We start from the raw sequence: 15,495 nt of genomic DNA, 5'->3' as shown, positions 1-15,495 counted from the left end.
CCCAACCCAACCCCCACCCGCGCCGCCGGAGCCCCACCCCGGCGGCGCGACGCAGCACCGGATCCGGAGGAAGACCCACACATGAGCGTGACGACGGTGCCCAGTGTGACGACTGCTCTCACGACGCCGAAGACCCTGATCCCCGCTCCGCAGCGCACCCACCCCACCCAAGGCGACGACAACGCCTGGACCCGACTGATCGAAGCGGTACGGGAATCGGGCCAGTACCCCACCAGGCCGGAGGCGGAGCGAGTCACCCGTATCGTCCTGTCCGCCCTCGGCGGTCATGTGATCGGCGACGAACGGGTCGACCTCGCCCGCGCCCTGCCCGAGGAGGCCGCCAGGGTCGTCGCCTCCCAGATCCCGGCCACGCGCCGGCTGACCGCCGCCGAGTTCGTCGACTCCGTCGCGGCCCGTATCGAGGGAGCGACCCCCGCCACGGCCCGCTGGGACGTCAGCTCGGTCCTGAGCGTGCTGCCGCCCCTGGTCGGCGACGACCTGATCACCCGCATCCTGGCCCAGCTTCCCTCCGGCTACGCCCTCCTGTTCGGCCGAGCGGACCTGAGTCCGGCGTCGTAGGCTCCTGAACCGCGCACGACGGCCACCTCTTGGACGGACGGAAGGTGGCCGTCGGTCAGGCGGCCAAGCCACCGACAGGAGCCGGCACTTGACCCGTACGAGGTCCGAGACCCTCACCACCCCCGACGGCACGCACCTCGCCCACAGGGATCACCACCCCCCTGGGGAACCCACGGCCACGTTCCTCCTCCTGCACGGCCTGGCAGGCCACCAGGGCGAGTGGGACACCCTCGCCGCGCAACTGTCGGCCGACGGCCACCGCGTGGTGACCTACGACGCCCGAGGCCACGGCGCCAGCACCCGCACCCCGGCGACCACGACTCGCGCGGCCCACGTCCAGGACGCCATAGCCCTGATCGAGGAACTGGACCTGGCCCCCGTCACTCTCCTGGGCCAGTCCCTCGGCGGCCACACGGCCCTGCTCCTGGCCGCGGCCCACCCCCACCTGGTGAAGTCCCTGATCCTGATCGAAGCGGGCCCGGCCGGCCCGTCCCCGGACCTCCCCGCGCAGATCGCGACCTGGCTGGACAGCTGGCCGATCCCCTTCAAGTCCTTCGACGAGGCGGAGGCGTTCCTGGGCCACGAGGCCTGGGCGAGGAGCCTGGAGAAACGAGAAGACGGCTGGCACCCGAGATGGGACCGCACCACGATCATCGAAACGATCGCCGAACTGGCGACCACGGCCTACTGGCCCGAATGGTCCCGCATCACCTGCCCCACCCTCCTCATCCAGGGCGAACACGGCACGATGCGCCCCGACGAACCGGCGGAGATGCTCACCCACCGCCCGCACGCCCACCACACCCGCATCCCCGACGCGGCCCACGACGTCCACCTGGACCAGCCGGACCGCCTCTACGAAGCGATCAGGACCTTCATCGCCTGACCCCGAACCCCGACCCTCACCCGGGCGGCAGCGAAAACCCTCCAGAGGACACCAAACAGTTCGACAGGACCCCGTCTCCCCGCCCATCCTGCGGTGGCGCACCGACGCACCGGCGCGCCCAACCGGACTGAGGGAGACGACCGTTGAACCCCACCATCCGTCACATCACCTTCGACTGCACGGGAGAGCCCTACGAACTGGCCTGCTTCTGGTCGGAGTTGCTCGGCCACCCGATCTCCGACGAGGACAAGCCCGGCGATCCCGAGGTGCTGATCGAGCTCCCGAACGGCGCCCCCGGCCTCCTCTTCGTCAGCGTCGAGGAAGGCAAAACAACCAAGAACCGCATCCACTTCGACCTCCGGCCAACAGGCCGAACCCGTTCCGAGGAGGTAGAACGCGCCGTAACCCTCGGCGCCCGCATCCTGACGGACCGCACCCTCCCGAACGGCAGAGGCTGGGTCGTCATGGCCGACCCCGAGGGCAACGAGTTCTGCGTCGAACGGGGGGAACGGGATCGGGTGGAGGACTGACGTCAGGACGCACTGGCTCCGGGGGATAGATCCATTATCGCGGCCCGCGGAGGCCCCTGTCACCGTTCTCCAGAATGATCTTTACACCCGATATGCGCCCCTAGGCTTGCGGGGGACAGGCACAACACCCCTCACCGAAACGGGAGTTGAGAGTGGCGCACGACGTTGCCGCGCTGGCGGAGGAACTCACGGCCATGGCTGCGGCCGATCACCAGTCCTCGGTCCACGCGAACAGCGATGACCCCGCCGAGCAGCTGGCATGGCGCCGGCTGACCGCACGGCACGGTGACCGGCTCAGCGAGATCATGGACGAGTACGGCTGGCCGACGGCGGACCTGGTCGGCGAGGAGGCCGCCCGCGCAGCATGGCTGATCGCCCAGCACGCCGACCGCCAACTCGACGTCCAGCGCCGCGCCCTCCACCTCATGCAGCAGGCGGTGTCGGCAGGCTCGGCCGGCCCCCGCGAACTGGCCTTCCTCCGAGACCGCACGCTGGTCAACGAGGGCCGCAAACAGCTCTACGGGACACAGATCGCCGGCGTGAAGGACGGGTCACCGATCCCGTGGCCCTGCGAGGAGCCCGAGCGCATGGACGAACTCCGCGCGGAGGTGGGCATCGAGCCCTTCGACGAATACGTTGCCAAGTTCTCGATGACCTGACGCCGGTCGCGTCCTGAACTCCGACGCCCCATCCGCGCCCAACCGGCCCGCCCACTCACCGGCGACCCGGCGACGGCCCGGCGCCCTATCCCCACCGCCCCCGCCGCCCCACCCCCGGAACCGTCAACCTCGGAAGAACCGGGCGGCCGTGAGTGCTACCTGGCCAACTAGCTGTGCCGTCTCATGACATTGGTTCCTCGCTGTCAGGCTTGGCGGGCGTAGGACGTGAGGCGATCGGCGAGCGCGATGACGAGGTCGCGTAGTTCATCGGGGCGCTCGATGACGAACGGCCGGTCGAGTGAGGCGAGTATCCGAGGCAACCAGTCGAGCTGCTGCGCCCGTAGCTCGACGCGCAGCCAGTGCTCGGCCGCCGGGTCCTGGCCGGCCGCGGGCTCGTGCTCCTCCAGGCTCGCGACGCTGGCGGGGAGGTACGCGCGGATCTGCTCAACTGTCCCGTGGATCCGCAAGGTCACCTCATGCCGGTACTCGGCCGTGGCGAATCCTGACAACACGCGCTGTGCCGGACCGGGACCCACGGGCATTTCGAATGAGCCGGGCAGGGCCCTCGCGGCTGCGATGCGATCGAGCCGGAAGGTTCGGTCCTCGCCGACCTGGGCGTCCTTGCCCGTCACGTACCACCGGCCCGCATGGGCGACGATCCCGTACGCGTGCAGTGTGCGTTCGCTGCGCCGTCCGTCGCGGTCGGTGTAGCGGATCGAGACCGGTCGGCGGTGGCGCACCGCATCGGCGATGGTGAGCAGGAGCCCGGCGTCCGGGGTGTCGAACTCTCCGGGCTGTTCCGTGAAGGCGAGAGCTTCCAGGAGTGTGTCGAGCCGGCGAGCGATGTGCTTGGGCAGCACCCGCCGGATCTTCGCTGACGCCGTCTCGCTTGCCGTGCGCTCCGTCGTCGTCAGCCCTGCCCGGCGGCCGGCGACCAGGCCGAGCAGCACGGCCAGCGCCTCGTCGTCGCTGAGCATGAGCGGAGGCAAGCGGTACCCGGGAGCCAGCCGGTACCCGCCGTAGCGGCCGCGCACCGACTCCACGGGCACGTCCAGCTCGATCAGCTGGTCCACATACCGCCGCACAGTGCGCCCTTCGACGCCGAGACGGTCGGCGAGCTCGGCCACAGTCCGGGTGCCGCCCGACTGCAGTAGCTCCAGGAGTGTCAGCACGCGGCCGGTGGGTCGTGGCATGTTCGCAGCCTAACGCGAATAGAGGACCGATTCTGTCCACTATTTCTCCTAGCCTGCGACGTGCACGCCTCCAGCACAGCCAAGGAGATTCCCATGGACTTCGTCTCGATCCGCATCATCACCAGCGACGTCGCACGCCTCGTCGAGTTCTACGAGCGAGCTACAGGGATGCAGGCGATACGGGTCACCGAGGACTTCGCCGAACTCAAGACCGCGGGCGCAACCCTCGCGATCGCCAGCACCCGTACCGTCCCGCTGTTCGCCCCGGGCTCTGCCCGCCCGGCGGACAACCACAGCGTGATCACCGAGTTCCTCGTCAACGACGTGGACCGCGTTCACCAGACCCTGACCGGCTTCGTCACCGACTTCGTCAACGAGCCCACCACGATGCCCTGGGGCAACCGGTCGCTGTTGTTCCGCGACCCCGACGGCAACCTCGTCAACTTCTTCACCCCCGTCACCCCGGAGGCCATCGAAAAGTTCGCACGCTGACGCCACGCACAGCCGCTCACGCGGGAGCCCCGAGATCCCAGGGTTCCCGGTGAACGCGGCCGCCGAGTCCAGGAGCGCCACCAGCAGGGGACATCGGAACGCACCGCTGACCCCCGAAGGACGTCTGCGCTTGTGCCTGCGGGCCGATGTCGGACGTCCGATCGCACACGTCGCTGCGGAAGCAGGAATCTCCCGCCGCTGCATGGCCAAGTGGTACGCCCGCTGGCTCGCCCACGCCGAGGACGGCCTGATGGATCGTTCCTCGCGGCCCATCGCCAGCCCCAACCGCACGAGCCAGGACATCGCCGATCTGGTAGAGGCGCTGCGGCGCCAGACCAAGTACGGGCCCGCCCGGCTCGCCGCCGAACTGGAGAGGCTGCACGGCACCACCGTGGCACCGGCCACGGTGCACCGAGTCCTCGTCCGGCGAGGGCTCAGCCGCCTGCGCGACCTCGATCTGCCCACCGGCGAGCAACTGCGCGAAGTCGTCCGCTACGAGCACGACCGCGTCGGCGACCTGGTCCACGTCGACGTCAAGAAGCTCGGTCGCATGCCCGCCGGTGGTGGTTGGCGGATGCACGACCGCGGCACCGAAGCCGCACGGGCCTCCAAGCGCACCGGTCCCGGCACCGCCCGAACTCCGCGCTCGGAGGCCGGCCACCCATCAACCGGACCTCCGGCAGCGACTACCGCATCGTGTTCGACCAGCCACCGAAGCCGCTCGGCACGATCCCGCAGCAGCTCACCTTCGAGGACGCCGTGGAACCAACGTCCTGAGACGCCACAACTAGCAGTCCATCGTCTAGAAAGGCGTCGCCCGGCCGCTGCTCCAGGAGGTGAGAGTCCTACCGAACAGCTTCTTGGCAGCGTCTCTGTGACAAGCGGCATCAGCTTGATCGTGTGCACCACTCAGTGCACCTATAAAACGACCCCACGCCTCGCTACCGATGGAAACGATAGGCCCCCGGTGGTCGTACTTGGAGTCGCGTATGAGCGCGCCGTGAACCACGTTGGCACACTCCAGGCACTCGGTGGCGTTGCCGCCGCTGTAAGACGACTTGAACCACCGCGGCTCGGAGGCGGTCTGGGGGCTGGCGGGCATTCAAAGCTCCTTGCGGGCGCGATGGATCAGGGCGGAGGAAGCCTCCATGTCCAACGCTTGTGCGCGCAGGTACTCGAACGCAAGTCTGTATCGCTCCAGTTCCTCTTCCTTCTCCAGGAAGAGGGAGCCCGTGTGGAAGTCGACGTACACGACGTCGAGGGCCGGTTCGGGGCCGCCGATGATGACGAAACTGCCCAGGGCGGCAGCGTGGGCCCCCTTGGAGAACGGCAGTACCTGGAGGGTGATGTGAGGGGACTCGTTGGCTTCGAGGAGCCGGTCGAGCTGCTCCCTCATGACCGCCGGCGAGCCGACCACGCGGCGGATCACCGATTCATCGAGGATCGCCCACAGGTGCAACGGCTTCGGGCGGGTCAGGATCTCCTGCCGCTTCATGCGGATGTCGACGAGCCGCTCGATCTCTGCCGACTCCAAGGGAACTTCGTTCGCCTTCTGGAGCGCTGTGCTGTAGTCGCGTGTCTGTAGGAGTCCAGGGACGTAGACGCAGCAGAAGTGGTTCTCACGAACTGCTTCGTCCTCAAGGGTGAGCAGCAGGTTCATGCTCTCCGGGATCGAGTCGGCGAAAGAGCTCCACCAGCCCTGCTCCTTGGCGCTCTTGGCGAGGTTGACCACTGCTCGCCGCTCAGCGTCGGTTGCTCCGTACTCACGGCAGAGCGCGTCGACGACGATCCACTTGACCGGTCCGGCCGTGGTCTCGTACCGGCTGACGGTCGCTTTCGATACACCGACCAGGCGCCCGGCTTCCTCAAGCGTCAACCCCGTGCGGGAGCGCAACTTGCGCATGGTGGCGCCCAGTTGGCGGCGTCGTGTCGTGCTCCGTTCGGGCATGAGGCTCCTTCGCCATGTGCCGGGCCTCAGCCCGGAGGACGCCCATCAGGCTAGGCAGCGGTGAAGTCGGCTCACCACCAGGTTCACCCGATAGATTCTCATGAGAAGTTACACAGTGAGATTTCTCTGTGCCATGCTCGTTCCCGGTCGCTACGCAGCGCAGCCGTACGGATACGGCGTGATCAAGCGTGTTGCGTGGCTAGGGAGGGAGGACAGGTATGCCTGGCTACGAGGTCACGGAGTCGCGACTGCGCTGCGTACTGCCCTTCGAAGCGGCGCCGGCGGAGGTGCGCCTGCTGAGGAGAGCAGCCGTCCAGCAGCTCAGCCGGTGGGGGATGCCGGTCGTCGCTGACGAAGCAGAACTCCTCGTTGCGGAGCTGGCCACCAATGTCGTTAAGCACGTTGGTGAAGGGACGTCGGCGACCTTGATCCTTGAGAGGAGGGCGGAGTGCCTACGCCTCGAAGTCCACGACAAGAGCTCGGTCATCCCCGTCATCAGGGAGGCGGGATGCGGTGATGAGTGCGGCCGTGGCCTGCATCTGCTTGCGGCGATGGCAGTGGCCTGGGGCACCGTAGTAACTGCGGCAGGCAAGGCCGTCTGGTGCGAGATTCCCCTTAACGGCGGGCGTAGCTGCCGCCGTATCGAGCGGGCTGTGGAGGCACTCGAAAACTACGAGGGTGCCGCGCGCGGGCTAGGCCAGCACGGGCGAGGCCGAGAGGTGAGCCTTGTCGAGTCAGCGGTCGAGCTGATCGCTGATCTGCTCCACTGGACCAGCGCCCGCGGTCACGATCCGGACGACATTCTCGATCGTGCTCAAATGCATTACGAGGCCGAGTCGGAGGCTGCCTGATGCAGGCACGTGGATTGCGGGCGCCACCTGTACTGGTAGTTGAGGACGACGTTCATCGCAGAGCGTTGTTGAACTGGTTCACACAGTGCGGGAGTTCGGTGAGACTCTCGATACGGAAGGTCGGTAGTTCCAAGGCCTCGGCACTGTTCCACTGAATGGTGGCCCAGGGCCCGCGACGCACAAGCGCCGTGTGCATACCCGCATGTCCCGCAGGCCGGATGTCGTTGTCGCACCGGTCACCGACATACAGGATCTCGCCGACCTCGAACGGCACGGCGCCGGCGACCCGCTTGAAGAACTCCGGGTCAGGCTTGCTGGCGCCCCAGTCGTCGGACGTGCCGATCAAGTCGACGTCGTCGGCGAACAGCGCCCGCAAGATCCCCCCGGCGCGGACAGTCTGGTTGCCGGCGATGCCGAGCCAGAGCCCGTTGGCCCGGAGCTGCCGAAGAGCTGGGCGGACGTCCTCGTACAGATCCTCTTCGCCAAGGCTCTCCGGCTGTCCGGCAGCGGCCCGTTTCTCCCGCTCCTCGTAAAGATCGAAGCCGGGCCGGAACTCCTGGAACGTCTCCCGGTAGTCGCGGCCCTGGGCGATCACGGCCCCGAACATTGCGTGGAAGGTATGCCGCGGTACACCCAGCCAGTCGGCCCAAGTCCCGTACTCCCGGGTCTCGTCCACGAGGCACTCCCCGACGTCGAAGACCACTGCGCGAATCATGTGAGAAGGCTATCCAAGGCGCGACAAGACCTCGGCTGGGCCTGGCGGCCTGACACCTGGGCACGCTCCCACCAGAACGGCACGGTATGACCTGTGGGATGCCGGCGGACTACCTCAGAGCGGCCCGCAGTACGGAGCCGGCGTCGTCCGCCGCTCCTTCCTCATGCAGCTTCAGTGCGACTGCCATGACGTGCCTGTCCTCTTGGTCTCGGCCATAGACGTGGATCAGGTTGTCGGCCAGGTGATCCCGCTCCTGCTGCCTCAGCTCCACTATGACCAGCGCGGTCTCGGTCGGACTCAGCAGCTCTGTCGTGCCCTGCCGGAGAATGGTCAGTGCTGCGTCCTGCTTCCCAGCGCTATCCAAGTCCCCCGCCTGTGCCGCCAACTGGCGCGCGACGGCCACTTCCTTCTTGCTCCGCTGCCGGTCCCTCTGCCGATGGGGGACCGGCAGCGGAGTTCTGGAAGCTTTGGCCATAGCCAGACTCGCTCGAAGGTCGGCTTCGGTGGTCTGCATCGCCTGTATCGCGGCCCGGAGGGTCGTTACTTCACCTTTGCGGGCCGCAAGCTGGGCGGCGTTCTCTTCCCGTTCCTGCTGGTAGGCCGTGCACGCCGGGCAGGGGGCGCTGAGCTGGTGGGTGAGGGAATCGATTCGCACGCCCAGCTCTACGCAGCCTTTGCAGCCCCGTTTCTCGCCGTCGGCGCTGGCACGGAGAGCTTGCAACGCAGCAAGACTGAGGCCGACCTCTTGGCCGCTGGCGGCGGCATCCGCGCTAGCCGCCTTGTGTAAGTCCTCAAGAAAGCGCGGGTTGGGAACCCTGGGATGGTGAGGGCTTACGAAGCGCGACAGGGAGGTTGCATTGCTGTGCAGGCGTTTCGCTACTTCTGCCTGACTCGGCGGCCCCTCGCCGGACTTAGCCGGGTCTTCGGCCCTCAGTATCCGGCACAGGGACCGGATGGCCAGCGCCAGCTCCCGTTTTCGTGGGCGGCTGCTGTCGTTGAGCGGTCTGTCCAGCCAGCCGCCGTTGGGCTGACGGCCTCCCCCTGATGTCATGCGGTTCTGCCCTCCTGGGCTGCGTCTGTGCCAAGCAATCCAAGCCCCAAGGCCTGTTTCCCGTCTGGCAATTGTGCCTGACAGCCCCCGCCCGCAACACCCTCGTTTCTCTTGCTTTCTGACGGGCCGACTTGCCACTTTCTGAGCAAGTCAGCAGCCAGGCACTTGCTTTACCCGAGCAAGCAGGAAAGGGGCTGGACTTTCCTCCGGGTCATGGTGTGAGCTGCTGGAGGAGCCGCAGTGGAGCGGGGGATTTCGGAGTTCAAGTGCGCACTGCTAGTAACTGATGCTGCACACTCCAAAACTGACTGACAGCGTGTCTCGTGGGGCGGGCTGGCGAGTTCACGGAGGCCATTAATGGTAGAAATCCCGTCTTATCGGGACGAGAAGTTCGGGAGCATGGTGCGGGCCGCGCTGTGGCTGGTCACCGAGGTGGGGGAGAACAAGATCTTCACCAAGGCTCAGCTGCGTGAGGCCTTCCCCGACGTCGCGCAAATCGACCGCAGGCTACGGGACCTGCGCGATCACGGCTGGCGGATCGACACGAGTCGTGATGACCCCTCCCTGCTCCAGCAGGAACAGCGGTTCGTGACCAGAGGGGCCGATGTCTGGATCCCCGGCAAGTCGAAGACGCCGAAGCACAAGACCAGCCTTACCGCCGCCCAGCGCGCGAAGGTTCTTCAGGACGACAACCACCTGTGCCGGTCGTGCGGTATCGGGGCCGGCGAGGCGTACGAAGATGGCGGCGGGATCGAGCTTGCGAAGCTCAACGTATCCCGCCGCAAGGTGTTCCACTCGGAGGGGACCGTCGAGCACCAGCTCGTCACCGAGTGCAAGAGGTGCGGGACGGGGGGCGGCCCCGACCGGGAGGTCGACCTCGGGGCGGTGCTGGAACTCGTAGAAGCTCTTGCCCCGCTGGAGCAGCGCCTCTTCGCCAAGTGGATCGAGGCCGACCAGCGGTCGTTCAGCCCGCTTGAGAGGCTCTGGGGCATCTACCGGACGCTGCCCCAGGAGTCGCGTGCCGCGGTGGCGCAGGCTATCGATGACATGACCGGTTGATCGAAACTGACCGGCAAAAGCAGCTGACAGGACCGGCGACAGAAAGGGACGGGGAAAGACATGGTGCGGGTGTTCCCGCCGCCGCCGCGCGCGGAACAGTTCAGTGAACTGATCAAGAAGAGGGTCGAGGAGGCGAAGGCCGCTGGAGGCACCCGGGAAACCGTGACGGTTGACCGGAACGGGCAGCAGATACATGTCGACGTGATCGACCTCCCGTTGAGCGATCTCTACCTCAACCCTGGTACGCACAGGATCCGCGCCCAGCGCAGCCACAAGCCGGATCAGGACCAGAACTTGGATAAGGACCCCTACGGGGAGGCTGGCCAGGACTATCTGCGCAGCTTGCTCCAAGCGATGCCCTCCGACCCTGACCTGAGGGATCCTGCCTTCGACAAGTTGAAGGAAGACCTGCGGGAGTTCGGCCAAAATGAACCCGGGCTGGTCACCCATCACGGTGTACTGGTAAACGGGAACACGCGCGCCGTCGCCCTGCGGGAGCTCGGTAAGCAGTCGATGAGGGTTGGCGTACTTCCCCCGTCGTTCACCCAGGCCGACATCGATGCCGTAGAGCTGGCGCTTCAGCTCCGCCAGGACCAGCGGCGCGACTACTCGTATGTCAACCGGCTGATCGCCATGGAGGAGCAGGCGGCGCTGGGGCGGACTCCCGAGCAAATCGCCAAGGAATTCCGGATCCGGCCGGCGACGTACCACCAGGAGCGGTGGATCCTCAGCGTGATCAAGGAGCTGAACGACCGCAGCGCGAGCGGCGGTGGTGTCGCGCTGCGGCTGGTGGACTGGGAGGGAGCGCAGGAGCGTCTCAAGGAACTCCAGCGGCTCTACGTGAAGCTGGAGAACCTGGACCGGGACCAGGCCGAGATCCTTAAGGAGCGACGTCTGGCGGCGATCCTGCTGAACTTCTCAAAGACGGACGTGCGTCACATCGACGAAGTGTTCCTGGAAGAGGGGTACCTGGAGGAGGTGCTGCCGGCGGAACTGGCGGACAGCGGCACTGCTGCGCAGCCCGAGTCGGTGTCCATCCCCGGGCTGGACCTGGACGTGCCGGCCGCCTCGTCGGCCGTGTCGGCGGCCCGTGCCCTGAACGACCGCATCCTCCGGGCGGCGGCGACTGTCCGCAATACCACGGCGGGAGTGCCTGACAGCGAGAAGGCTTCGGCCCAGGCGCTGCTCGACCAGGCCACGGAAGCCTTCGATAAGGCGATCGACAAACACGGCCGCGACGCCCGGGTCCGCAAGCGTAAGCAGCTCGCGCCTGCCCGGCTGGCGGACGCGTGCGCCAACATCGACCAGTGCGTCATCGAGCTGGTCCAGGCCCGTACCTCGAACAGCCTGGACGAGGAGGCCTTCGACGAGGCTGTGCTCAAGCTGCAGGGCAGCCTGCGCAAGCTCGCCCAGCAGGCCGGGCGCGGCATCCCGAACCCTGGTGACGGCGTTTCTTGGCTCCTCGCCGCCGTCACCGCGGAGGGCACCACGTGACGGAAACGTCCCTGCACCTCGAGTTCGACGATTCGCGTACCTGTGTGGTCCTGCGGACCACCGACCAATACCGGCAGGACCTCGTCCAGTTGGTTGCCCGGTTCCGTACCGGCGGCCAGCTGGGCCCGCTCTCCGCCTCAGTGGCGCTGGACGAACTCCTCGCGAACCTGCCCGTCCTCAGCAGCTGGCCTGACCCGGCCGGGGTTGAGTGGTCTACGGACCTCCGGAACCTTGTATCCGGAGTAGTCAAGGACGCCAGGTTGGTCGAGGAGCGGCTGGCCGACTCCGGAGCACTCCCGGAGGTCGCCGCCGACGACGTGCTGAGCCTCCTTGGAGACACTTGGCAGGAAGACCTCAACTCCTTCCAGCGCAGGGACATCGCCAAGCTGCTTTCGCTCGGGCATGGGGCGAACTTCAGCGTGCCTGGGGCCGGCAAGACCCGCGTGGCGCTCGCCGTATACGCCGCCCAGCGGGCTCAAGGTGCCGCGAGCAGGTTGTTGGTCGTCTGTCCCAAGTCGGCCTACGAGTCCTGGCGTTACGAGACTGCCGTCTGCTTCAGTTACCCGCTGCGCACCCACGTCCTCGATGGATCCCTCGACCAGTGGGCAGAAGTTCTGATCGTCAACTACGAGCGGCTCGACCGATCGCTCCCACTGCTCGCGAACTGGCTGAAATCCGCCCCCTCGATGATCATCCTGGACGAGGCGCACCGCATGAAGCTCGGTGCCCGAGGTACGTACGGCGCCGCGTGTATGGCGTTGGGCCCGCTCGCGGAACGCCGGCTGATCCTGACCGGAACACCGGCCCCGAACGGCTCAAAGGACCTGGAAAACCTTCTGGGCTTCGTCTGGCCGGGCCACGGCCAGCGGGCGGTCACCCGGGCGGTGGCCGGCGGAGATCTCGCATACGCGAGCACGGTCCTGCGGCCACTGTTCGCCCGTACGACTAAACAGGAACTCGGCCTCCCACCGATGACCCTGCGGATGCGCTACGTCGATATGCCTGACCTGCACGCCGAGATCTACAGCTCTGTGCAGGGAGGCATGGCTGCCGGTAACGCTCGTGATGATCTCAGCGCGCTCGGCAAGACAGCGCTACGCCTCTTGATGGCGGCGACCAGCCCGGCCCTGCTGCTGGAAGGCGCAACCAAGTACGAGCCGTTGGCTTACCAGCTGCCTCCGTTGGAGATCCCGGCAGGCAGCTCACTGTATTCGCTTATGCAGAACCTTCCCGACTACGAGCTTTCACCGAAGTACAAGGAAGCACTTGCCATCGTCGCTGAGAACGCCGCGCAGGGCCGCAAGACGTTGGTCTGGACGACCTTCGTACGCAGCCTGACGACCTTGGCGCAGATGCTGGAGAAGTACTGTCCGGCAGTCGTGTACGGCGGCACGCCCGACCGGGATGAGCAACTGCGCCGGTTCCGTGAAGACCCCAGTTGCATGGTGCTGATCTCTAACCCGGCAACCCTGGGCGAGGGGATCAGTCTCCACCACGTGTGCCACGATGCCGTCTACGTGGACCGGGACTTCATGGCCGGCCGTTACCTCCAGAGCCTTGACCGGATCCACCGGCTAGGCCTCGCTCCGGACACGGAAACGAGAGTCACCGTGATAGCGGCGCGCAAGACGATCGACGAAGTGGTCGAGATCCGCATGGACCAGAAGCTCGAATTCATGGGCAAGATCCTTGATGACCCCACGGTCCAGCAGCTGGCTGACCTGGAGGAAGAGCCTTCCGTGGCAGCTGGGCTCGCGCCGGGTGACATTGAGGCGCTGTTGCGGCACATTGGCGGTGCGTAGCTCGGCATCCGCTTCGGCTGAGGCCGAGCTGGACGGTTCACCGGCTACTCGTCGACCGCTTCTGAGTTCGGACAGTCAGATCCCGCAGGTGGCTGCTGCCATGGCCGACCGGCCTGGTTCTGCGACGAGTCGACCGGGGCGGGCAGAGGGAGGACCCTGGACAGCAACCGGCTTGAGCGACGGCGGCGGGGAAGTACTTGGCGAGAAGTTTGGTGAGTGAGATCACAAGGATGAGAAGTGTTCCTTGACCTCAGCCCTGGCCCCCTCGGTGGCCAGGGCTGAGGCAGTGGGAGACTCGTGGGTGTCGAGTGCTCAAGAGCCAGCAAGTGATCATGGTCTCTGGGACACTTGGGATCAGTTTTGAGTCACTCCTGGAAGGAACGCTATGAGCGCCAGCGGTCGTGAGCGTCCGCAGTTCACCCGGCCACTGACCTCGCTGGAGATCTGTGCCGGTGCGGGCGGACAGGCTGTTGGGCTGCATTACGCGGGGTTCGATCATCTGGCTCTCGTGGAATGGGATCCTCATGCTGTGAGCACTCTCCGGGCAAACGTCGGTGGCTGGCCGGGATGGGATAAGGAGCACACCGACGCCCTTGAGCCCATGGATGTCAAAGAATTTCTCACGTCCAAGGTGCGCATGAATCTTGGGCTCGGCGAGGAGAGACTGGACCTGCTGGCTGGCGGCGTGCCATGCCCGCCTTTCTCGCTGGCGGGAAAGCGGCTGGGAAAGGATGACGAGCGTGACCTTTTCCCGGCTGCCCTGCAAATCATCGACGACCTAATGCCGAAAGCGGTCATGATTGAGAACGTCCGGGGCATCTTGGAGCCCCCGGAGGTTTTCATCGACTATCGCAGAGATATCCTGGGTGAACTCCGCGACCTAGGGTATGTGGTTCCGGAAATCAAGAAGAGTTGGTCAGCTGAAGAGCAAGACCGCGCTATGCGGAAGGTTTGGCGCCGAATTGATGCGAGTAATTTTGGTGTCCCTCAGCTCCGCCCGCGGGCTATCTTGGTGGTGCTTCACGAAGACGCAGTAGATCGTTCTGGATCTGAATTTATCTGGCCGTCCAAGATCAAGGGCAAGCAGGCGACAGTAGTCGAGAAACTTTCCGCCAGCATGGAAGCGCGCTGCCGGAAATACTGGTCGAAAAATGTGCACGGAGAGCAGGCGAAGCCAGGCGAGCGCACTGGCAAGGATGTCTTCCAGGATTGGCTTCGCAAAGCTTCTAGGGCGGCTGAGCTAGGCAGAGGAGTCGCTCCGACTCTGGTCGGTGGGTCGAGGAAGCACGGTGGGGCGGATCTGGGGCCAACCAGAGCCAAGCGGGCCTGGGAAGCTCTAGGTGTAGACGGGATGGGGCTTGCGAACAACCCCGATAAGTGCGACCCGGAGAGGGACCTTTTCCGTCCCGCTGGCCCCATGTTGACTGTGGAACAGGCTGCCCTTATCCAGGGTTTTCCGCCGGACTGGAAATTCCAGGGGAGGAAGACCGCTCAGTACCGCCAGGTTGGGAATGCTTTTCCGCCTCCGGTTGCCGAGGCGATAGGGCGTGCTATTGCGGCAGCGCTCCGTCCGGAGTGTCGGGATGAACTTCTACGCGAGTATGAACTGGAGGCCAGGAACTCCGTTCCGGCTGTGCCACCGGCGGAACAGATGGCTTTGCCGGTATCAGGTCAACCCCATGTCAGTAGCATGCCGTCGTCGGTTAACCGTCGCAGCGATCTTGTCCGCACAGGCGTCTGACGGCTCGTGCTCCCAAAAACGGAGCACGAGCCACCCTGCCTCTTCAAGAAGCCGGTCAGTGTCGCGGTCGCGCGCGATGTTACGCAACACCTTGTCCGACCAGTAACCGGAGTTTGTCCTGGGTGGCACGTAATGTTCCGGGCATCCGTGCCAGTAGCATCCGTCAATGAATACGGCGACCTTCACGGGACGGAAGACCATGTCAGCTGTCCGGCGAAGATCTGGCAGTGGACGCGCGGCTACGCGGTATCGCAGACCTCGTGCATGCACTAGGCGGCGAATGAGCTGTTCAGGCTTTGTGTCGCGGCTCCGGATCGCTTGCATGTTGCGACGGCGAGCCGCGGACGAGGCCCAGGAACCTGGCGGCGCTTCCCATGGTGGGTCTTCGGACACGCATCAGAGGGTAGACCCCAGTGAGCCGCCGCGGGGCACCTGGGCTTGCTTCCGACGGCCGCCCTGAAAACGGGGCGGCCGTGGCGCTGAAGCCATCGGAAC

Annotated in this window: 16 protein-coding genes and 1 pseudogene; 11 read left to right on the top strand and 6 right to left on the bottom strand. The window is 66.0% G+C overall.

The features are described 5' to 3' along the window. The first annotated feature begins 81 nt into the window (after positions 1-81). The 4 genes from QF034_RS14950 (at position 82) to QF034_RS14935 (ending at position 2,654) form a co-directional block, all read left to right on the top strand. Positions 82-579 (top strand): DUF2267 domain-containing protein, encoded by a 498-nt coding sequence (locus tag QF034_RS14950; protein WP_307175435.1) that lies wholly within the window; start codon positions 82-84, stop codon positions 577-579. A gap of 88 nt (positions 580-667) precedes the next feature. Further along, entirely contained in the window at positions 668-1,465 is a 798-nt protein-coding gene (locus QF034_RS14945; RefSeq protein ID WP_307175434.1) for an alpha/beta fold hydrolase, read from the top strand. Between the two features lie 143 nt (positions 1,466-1,608). Beyond that, entirely contained in the window at positions 1,609-1,995 is a 387-nt protein-coding gene (locus QF034_RS14940; protein ID WP_307175433.1) for a VOC family protein, read from the top strand. Between the two features lie 152 nt (positions 1,996-2,147). Further along, a complete protein-coding gene (locus QF034_RS14935) occupies positions 2,148-2,654 on the top strand; it encodes a DUF6624 domain-containing protein (RefSeq protein ID WP_307175432.1) in 507 nt (168 codons plus the stop codon). A 203-nt stretch (positions 2,655-2,857) separates the two neighbouring features. Here QF034_RS14935 and QF034_RS14930 read toward each other — a convergent pair whose 3' ends face one another. Beyond that, entirely contained in the window at positions 2,858-3,847 is a 990-nt protein-coding gene (locus QF034_RS14930) for a helix-turn-helix transcriptional regulator (RefSeq protein ID WP_307175431.1), read from the bottom strand. Positions 3,848-3,940: 93 nt separating this feature from the next. Here QF034_RS14930 and QF034_RS14925 point away from each other — a divergent pair, with 93 nt between their 5' ends. Together QF034_RS14925 and QF034_RS41505 are read left to right on the top strand one after the other, a co-directional pair. Then, positions 3,941-4,339, top strand: coding sequence for a VOC family protein (locus QF034_RS14925; RefSeq protein WP_307175430.1), 399 nt, complete (start codon positions 3,941-3,943; stop codon positions 4,337-4,339). 49 nt (positions 4,340-4,388) lie between these two features. Then, a pseudogene (locus tag QF034_RS41505) lies at positions 4,389-4,748 on the top strand (helix-turn-helix domain-containing protein); the annotation flags it as partial. Positions 4,749-5,141: 393 nt separating this feature from the next. Here QF034_RS41505 and QF034_RS14920 read toward each other — a convergent pair. Further along, positions 5,142-5,441: a DUF397 domain-containing protein gene (locus QF034_RS14920; protein WP_307175429.1), complete on the bottom strand. Its 300-nt coding sequence runs from the start codon at positions 5,439-5,441 to the stop codon at positions 5,142-5,144. Further along, a complete protein-coding gene (locus tag QF034_RS14915) occupies positions 5,442-6,287 on the bottom strand; it encodes a helix-turn-helix domain-containing protein (RefSeq protein WP_307175428.1) in 846 nt (281 codons plus the stop codon). It lies immediately after the preceding gene. A gap of 218 nt (positions 6,288-6,505) precedes the next feature. Here QF034_RS14915 and QF034_RS14910 point away from each other — a divergent pair, with 218 nt between their 5' ends. Next, a complete protein-coding gene (locus QF034_RS14910) occupies positions 6,506-7,138 on the top strand; it encodes an ATP-binding protein (RefSeq protein ID WP_307175427.1) in 633 nt (210 codons plus the stop codon). 52 nt (positions 7,139-7,190) lie between these two features. On the opposite strand, the gene QF034_RS14905 is transcribed toward QF034_RS14910, so the two are convergent. Beyond that, positions 7,191-7,853, bottom strand: coding sequence for an HAD family hydrolase (locus QF034_RS14905; protein WP_307175426.1), 663 nt, complete (start codon positions 7,851-7,853; stop codon positions 7,191-7,193). Positions 7,854-7,962: 109 nt separating this feature from the next. Further along, positions 7,963-8,904 carry a hypothetical protein gene (locus tag QF034_RS14900; RefSeq protein ID WP_307175425.1) on the bottom strand — a complete coding sequence of 314 codons (942 nt, stop codon included), beginning with the start codon at positions 8,902-8,904 and terminating at the stop codon, positions 7,963-7,965. Positions 8,905-9,261: 357 nt separating this feature from the next. Between QF034_RS14900 and QF034_RS14895 the strand changes: the two genes are divergently transcribed. From QF034_RS14895 to QF034_RS14880, 4 genes are all read left to right on the top strand, one after another. Next, on the top strand, positions 9,262-9,963 hold the full coding sequence (locus QF034_RS14895; protein ID WP_307175424.1) for a KpnI family restriction enzyme N-terminal domain-containing protein: 702 nt from the start codon (positions 9,262-9,264) through the stop codon (positions 9,961-9,963). A 60-nt stretch (positions 9,964-10,023) separates the two neighbouring features. After that, the gene (locus tag QF034_RS14890) at positions 10,024-11,457 is read left to right on the top strand and encodes a ParB N-terminal domain-containing protein (protein WP_307175423.1); all 1,434 of its coding nucleotides are present in this window, start codon (positions 10,024-10,026) and stop codon (positions 11,455-11,457) included. Then, positions 11,454-13,259, top strand: a complete 1,806-nt coding sequence (locus QF034_RS14885; protein WP_307175422.1) for a DEAD/DEAH box helicase — start codon at positions 11,454-11,456, stop codon at positions 13,257-13,259. The genes QF034_RS14890 and QF034_RS14885 overlap by 4 nt, the downstream gene beginning before the upstream one ends. A 385-nt stretch (positions 13,260-13,644) precedes the next feature. After that, positions 13,645-15,000 (top strand): DNA cytosine methyltransferase, encoded by a 1,356-nt coding sequence (locus QF034_RS14880; RefSeq protein WP_307175421.1) that lies wholly within the window; start codon positions 13,645-13,647, stop codon positions 14,998-15,000. Here QF034_RS14880 and QF034_RS14875 read toward each other — a convergent pair. Then, positions 14,926-15,393 (bottom strand): very short patch repair endonuclease, encoded by a 468-nt coding sequence (locus QF034_RS14875; protein ID WP_307175419.1) that lies wholly within the window; start codon positions 15,391-15,393, stop codon positions 14,926-14,928. The two genes, QF034_RS14880 and QF034_RS14875, sit on opposite strands and share 75 nt — an antisense overlap. Positions 15,394-15,495 lie beyond the last annotated feature (102 nt).

This window comes from Streptomyces africanus (assembly GCF_030816955.1).
GTDB lineage: Bacteria > Actinomycetota > Actinomycetes > Streptomycetales > Streptomycetaceae > Streptomyces > Streptomyces africanus.
The sequence above is the reverse complement of the archived record's forward strand: the minus strand, read 5'-3'. Positions and strand labels throughout refer to the sequence as shown.